This window comes from Novosphingobium sp. B-7 (assembly GCF_000410615.1).
Classification (GTDB): domain Bacteria; phylum Pseudomonadota; class Alphaproteobacteria; order Sphingomonadales; family Sphingomonadaceae; genus Novosphingobium; species Novosphingobium capsulatum.
Window position 1 is genome coordinate 1 of sequence record NZ_APCQ01000470.1, and the last position, 4,740, is coordinate 4,740.

The following is a 4,740-nucleotide window of genomic DNA, read 5'->3' on the forward strand; positions in this document are numbered from 1 at the left end:
AGGGCGCAGGCCAGCGCGACCAGCGCCAGCGGCGCGTGCCGCTGCCGGTGGCGGTTCGGCATTGTGCCAGGCTGGCGCGTGCCTGGGCCGTGGTGCAAGGGCCGCTGGCATTGGCCGTGTCCAGCGGGTTTCCGGCAAGGTCGGTGGTCTGCGCGGCGTTGACCGGCGTGGCCGGCCCGGCGGGAATGCCGTTGTCCTGGCTCTGCCCCGCCGTGGCGGCGTCTCGGTGTTGCCCAGAGTGTGCCATCGATCATCGCCTGTTGCGTGGTGTTACCGGCAAGGCAGGTGCCTGATGCCCGCCAAACCGCCGATGGCGGGCAGATTACGGCTGGGTTATCCGCCTGTCAGTCCCGTAGGCGCAGCCATCACCATGGGTGGATATACCCGCCGCCTGAATCGTGTTACCCGCGCCATGCCCATGACTGCACAGATCGAACCCTTTCACGCCATTGCCGTTTCCACCCTGGCGCACCGTATCGCCGCCGACGCGGCTGCGGCCGGCCGGCCGGTGATCCACATGGAATTCGGCCAGCCGTCCACCAGCGCGCCCGCGGCCGCGATTGCCCGTGCCCACCACGTGCTGGATACCCAGGCGCAGGGCTATTGGGAAAGCCAGGCGCTGAAAGAGCGCATTGCCCGGCATTACCACGAAACCGCCGGCGTCACGGTCGATCCGTCGCAGGTGGTGCTGACCTGTGGTGCCTCGCCGGCACTGGTCATGGCGCTGACCCTGCGCTTTGCCCCCGGCGCGCGGGTGGCGATCGCCCGGCCCGGCTATGTGGCCTATCGCAATACCTTGCGTGCGCTGCACATGGAGCCGGTCGAACTGGTGTGTGGCCCGCAGGAACGCTTCAACGTCACGGCTGCCGCCTTGGCCGCGATGGAGCCGGCGCCTGACGGGTTGATCCTGGCCAGCCCGGCCAATCCCACCGGCACAGTGATCGCACCCGATGAACTGGCGGCCATCATCAAGGTCTGCCAGACACGCGGCATCGCGGTGATCAGCGACGAGATCTATCACGGCCTCACCTATGACGGGGCGCAGGCGCAGACCCTGCTTGCCGTCGATCCCGAGGCGGTGATCATCAACAGCTTTTCCAAGTACTTCTCGATGCCGGGTTGGCGCCTTGGCTGGCTGGTGGTGCCGCCCGCGCTGGTCGACCAGGCCCGTGCGCGGATGGGCAACCTGTTCCTTACCCCGCCGGTGCTCAGCCAGAATGCCGGGCTGGTGGCATTCGAATGCCAGGACGAGTTACAGGGCCATGTCGCCGCCTATGCGCGCAACCGCCAACTCGTGCTCGATGCCTTGCCGGCGCTGGGCCTGGCCCGCATCGCGCCGCCTGATGGCGCATTCTATGTCTGGGCCGATATCGGCCACCTGACCGACGATTCGATGGCGTTCTGTCTCAAGCTGCTGGAAGATACCGGCGTGGCCACGGCACCGGGCATTGATTTCGATCCGGTCGAAGGGCGCCGCTTCTTCCGCATCAGCTTTGCCGTTTCTACCGCCGAGGTGGAAGACGCGCTGGCGCGGATGAAGCCGTGGTTTGCCGCGCGGATGGCCGAAGCGGCAGTCTGAATCGTGATATCCATGCTATCATCGATAGCGCGGATATCACGGTGAGGGGTGATCGAGTACCTGGCGGCGGGCATGGCGCAGTGCCAGCCAGGTCGCCAGCATCACCAGCGGGGTGATCACCCCCACCGCAAGGCGCGCATCGAAGTGCACCAGGCTTTCCCCGCCTTCCAGCACGTGGCCGATCAGCGCCGTGGCATAATAGCTGATCCCCACCACCGACAGCCCTTCGACGAGGTGTTGCAGGCGCAACTGGCGGACCGCACTGCGTTCGAGCGAGGCGAGCAGCGCGCCGTTCTGGTTTTCGATGCGGGTTTCGATGCGGGCGCGCAGCAGGGCGGTAAACTGCCCGGCGCGCGCCGCCACCTGGCGTTCGCGACGGGAAAACGCGGCGCAAGTGCGCACCGCCGGCAGGAAGCGACGCTGGGTAAATTCGCCCAGCGAGAGAAAGCCCGGAATCGGGCGCGGGGCCAGATCGGCCAGCCGTTCTTCCACCAGCAGGGCATAAGCGGCAGTGGCGCTCATGCGGTAATCGGTGGCGCTGGCCACGGCGGCAATCGCCAGCGACAGGCCGGAAAGCTGGTCCATCAGGTCATCGTCGCGCACATCGTCGCGGGTCAGCGCCTCGCCCAGGCGGCGCAGGTCTGCTTCGGCCTGGTCCAGCCGGGGCCAGGCCGCGCGCGCCACCGGCAGGCCGAGCAGCGCCAGGTTGCGATAGCTGCTCAATTCCTGCAACCGCTGCACCGCGCGGGTCAGGTCGCCCCCTTCCAGCCCGCATGCGGCCACCAGCATGCGGCCATAGCCATCCTCGCCGATGTGAAAGTCTGACCAGATGCGCATCGGCCCGGCCACGTGGCACGAGACCAGGTCATCGTGCACCAGGCCCATGGCCGGCATCACCTGGGCGGCATCGGCCTCGTCTGCCACGATCACCAGCCGCGTGGCGCGCACCGTCGCGCCGGGCAGGCTTTCCATCCAGGCAGTCGCATCGGCAAGATCGACGTCGCATGGGGCAAACAGTGTCTGCGTGCTGGCTTCGCTATGCCGCTCCCAGGTAAACGACACGCCACCGGCCAGGGTGCCCGAAACGTGGCGGCGATCGGCGCGGCGTACCTCGCCACCTTCGGGCATGGCGGCCCAGGCTGCCCATTCGGCATCGCGCGCGGCATCGTCCACCAGCCGCACCTGCTGCACCACCTGCATCGGCGCGCGCAGCACGGGCCAGCGACGCAGATGCATCTCGTTCACGATCTGCCGACGCCATTCGTGTTCGTGCATGGCTGTTGCCCTCTTCCCTGGCGCGATCATGCGCGCAGGGGAGAGGGCGTGCAAGTGTACTCGGGTCTAAGGCTTGTAGCGCCGCTCGCGCGCGGGCGGGTACTTGGCGTGGAGCGCCTTGGCCCGCGTCGGGCGGTCCATCAGTTCGCCCTGGCAATTGGGGCAGCGGTCATCGAGGTCTTCGGCGCATTCGGCGCAGAACGTGCATTCCATCGAGCAGATGAAAGCGCCGGGCGCTTCGGCGGGAAGCTCGGTGCCGCAGTTCTGGCAATCGGGGTGCATGGCAAGCATGTCTGGTTCTCCGCTCAGGCCGCAGCCTTGCGCACGGCATTGCAGATGGCGTCGACCACTTCGGCCACTTCCTCGGCATCGTCGGCCTCGGCCATGACGCGGATCACCGGCTCCGTGCCTGATGGGCGGATCACCAGGCGGCCGCGGCCAGCGAGCCGCGCCTCGGCCTGGGCGATGGCTTCCTGCACACTTTCGGCCTCGAGCGGCTTGCCGCCGGCAAAGCGCACGTTCTTGAGCAGTTGCGGCACGGGATCGAACAGGTGCAGCGTCTGGCTGGCCGGCTTGCCGCTGGAAACCAGCGCGGCCAAGACCTGCAACGCCGCGATCGTGCCATCGCCGGTGGTGGCATGGTCGGTCAGGATCATGTGGCCTGACTGTTCGCCACCCACGTTGAACCCGCCCTCGCGCATCTTTTCCAGCACGTGGCGATCGCCCACGGCGGTGCGCACCAGGTCCAGCCCCTTGCTGCGCAGGAAGCGTTCGAGGCCCAGGTTCGACATCACGGTGGCCACGACGCCGCCGCCGGTCAGCGCGCCGCGTGCGGCGAGTTGGCTGCCGATCAGCGCCATGATCTGGTCGCCATCGACCGTCTGGCCCTTTTCATCGACCACGATCAGGCGGTCGGCATCGCCATCGAGCGCGATGCCGATATCGGCACGCACTTCGCGCACCTTGGCCTTGATCGCGTCGAGATGGGTGGATCCGACATTGAGGTTGATGTTCTTGCCATTGGGCTCCACCCCGATGGCGATCACTTCGGCGCCGAGTTCCCACAGCGCCGAGGGCGCCACGGTATAGGCCGCGCCATTGGCGCAATCGACCACGATGCGCAGCCCGTCGAGGCGCAGGTTATGCGGCAGCGAGGCCTTGACCGCGTGGATATAGCGGCCACGCGCATCCTCGATGCGGCGGGCACGGCCCACTTCGCTGGCCGGCGCCAGGTCAAGCTCATCCTCCAGCATGGCCTCGATCGCCAGTTCGTCTTCATCGGAAAGCTTGAAGCCATCCGGGCCGAACAGCTTGATGCCGTTGTCTTCGAACGGGTTGTGGCTGGCCGAGATCATCACGCCGACATCGGCGCGCATTTCGCGCGTGAGCATGGCGACAGCGGGCGTCGGCATCGGGCCGAGCAGGACCACGTCCATGCCCACGCTGGTGAACCCGGCGGTCATCGCGTTTTCCAGCATATAGCCCGACAGGCGGGTGTCCTTGCCGATCACCACGCGGTGGCGATGATCGCCCCGCTGGAAATAGGTGCCGGCGGCCTGGCCCACTTTCATGGCGGTTGCCGCGGTCATCACCCCGGCATTGGTCCGGCCCCGGATGCCATCGGTGCCGAAGAATTTTCGTCCCATCGCGAAGATCTTGTCCCTTTGCGTGGCGCCACCAAGGCGCCATTGCATGTGCCTCCTACACCATTATTCTCACCATGGCATGAACCAAGCGATTACCGATCCGTCATCCGCTCCCGAAGGGGGGCTTCCACCTATGGCCCATGTGCCGGCCCTGTGGATTTTCCTGGGGCTGGTCGGCGGGCTGGCGCTGGGCCTGGCGCTCGCCTTTGCCGCGCCGGCCGCGCTGCCGCCGATCCTGGC

5 protein-coding genes are annotated in these 4,740 nt (G+C 67.2%); 1 reads left to right on the plus strand and 4 read right to left on the minus strand.

The genetic code is table 11. From position 1 onward, the window contains the following. Positions 1–247, minus strand: a 247-nt coding sequence (locus tag H926_RS25830; RefSeq protein WP_043608046.1) for a hypothetical protein, incomplete at its 3' end; no start/stop codon positions are given. A gap of 171 nt (positions 248–418) precedes the next feature. Here H926_RS25830 and H926_RS0105635 point away from each other — a divergent pair. After that, complete coding sequence (locus H926_RS0105635; RefSeq protein WP_022675441.1) at positions 419–1,579, plus strand: aminotransferase class I/II-fold pyridoxal phosphate-dependent enzyme; 1,161 nt, start codon at positions 419–421, stop codon at positions 1,577–1,579. Between the two features lie 36 nt (positions 1,580–1,615). Here H926_RS0105635 and H926_RS0105640 read toward each other — a convergent pair whose 3' ends face one another. The 3 genes from H926_RS0105640 to glmM all read right to left on the minus strand — a co-directional run bounded on the left by H926_RS0105640 (position 1,616) and on the right by glmM (position 4,500). Then, on the minus strand, positions 1,616–2,854 hold the full coding sequence (locus H926_RS0105640) for a DUF3422 domain-containing protein (protein WP_022675442.1): 1,239 nt from the start codon (positions 2,852–2,854) through the stop codon (positions 1,616–1,618). A gap of 66 nt (positions 2,855–2,920) precedes the next feature. Then, positions 2,921–3,145, minus strand: a complete 225-nt coding sequence (locus H926_RS0105645; protein ID WP_022675443.1) for a DUF1272 domain-containing protein — start codon at positions 3,143–3,145, stop codon at positions 2,921–2,923. A 14-nt stretch (positions 3,146–3,159) separates the two neighbouring features. Beyond that, positions 3,160–4,500 carry a phosphoglucosamine mutase gene (gene glmM, locus H926_RS0105650; RefSeq protein WP_028657638.1) on the minus strand — a complete coding sequence of 447 codons (1,341 nt, stop codon included), beginning with the start codon at positions 4,498–4,500 and terminating at the stop codon, positions 3,160–3,162. Positions 4,501–4,740: the final 240 nt, after the last annotated feature.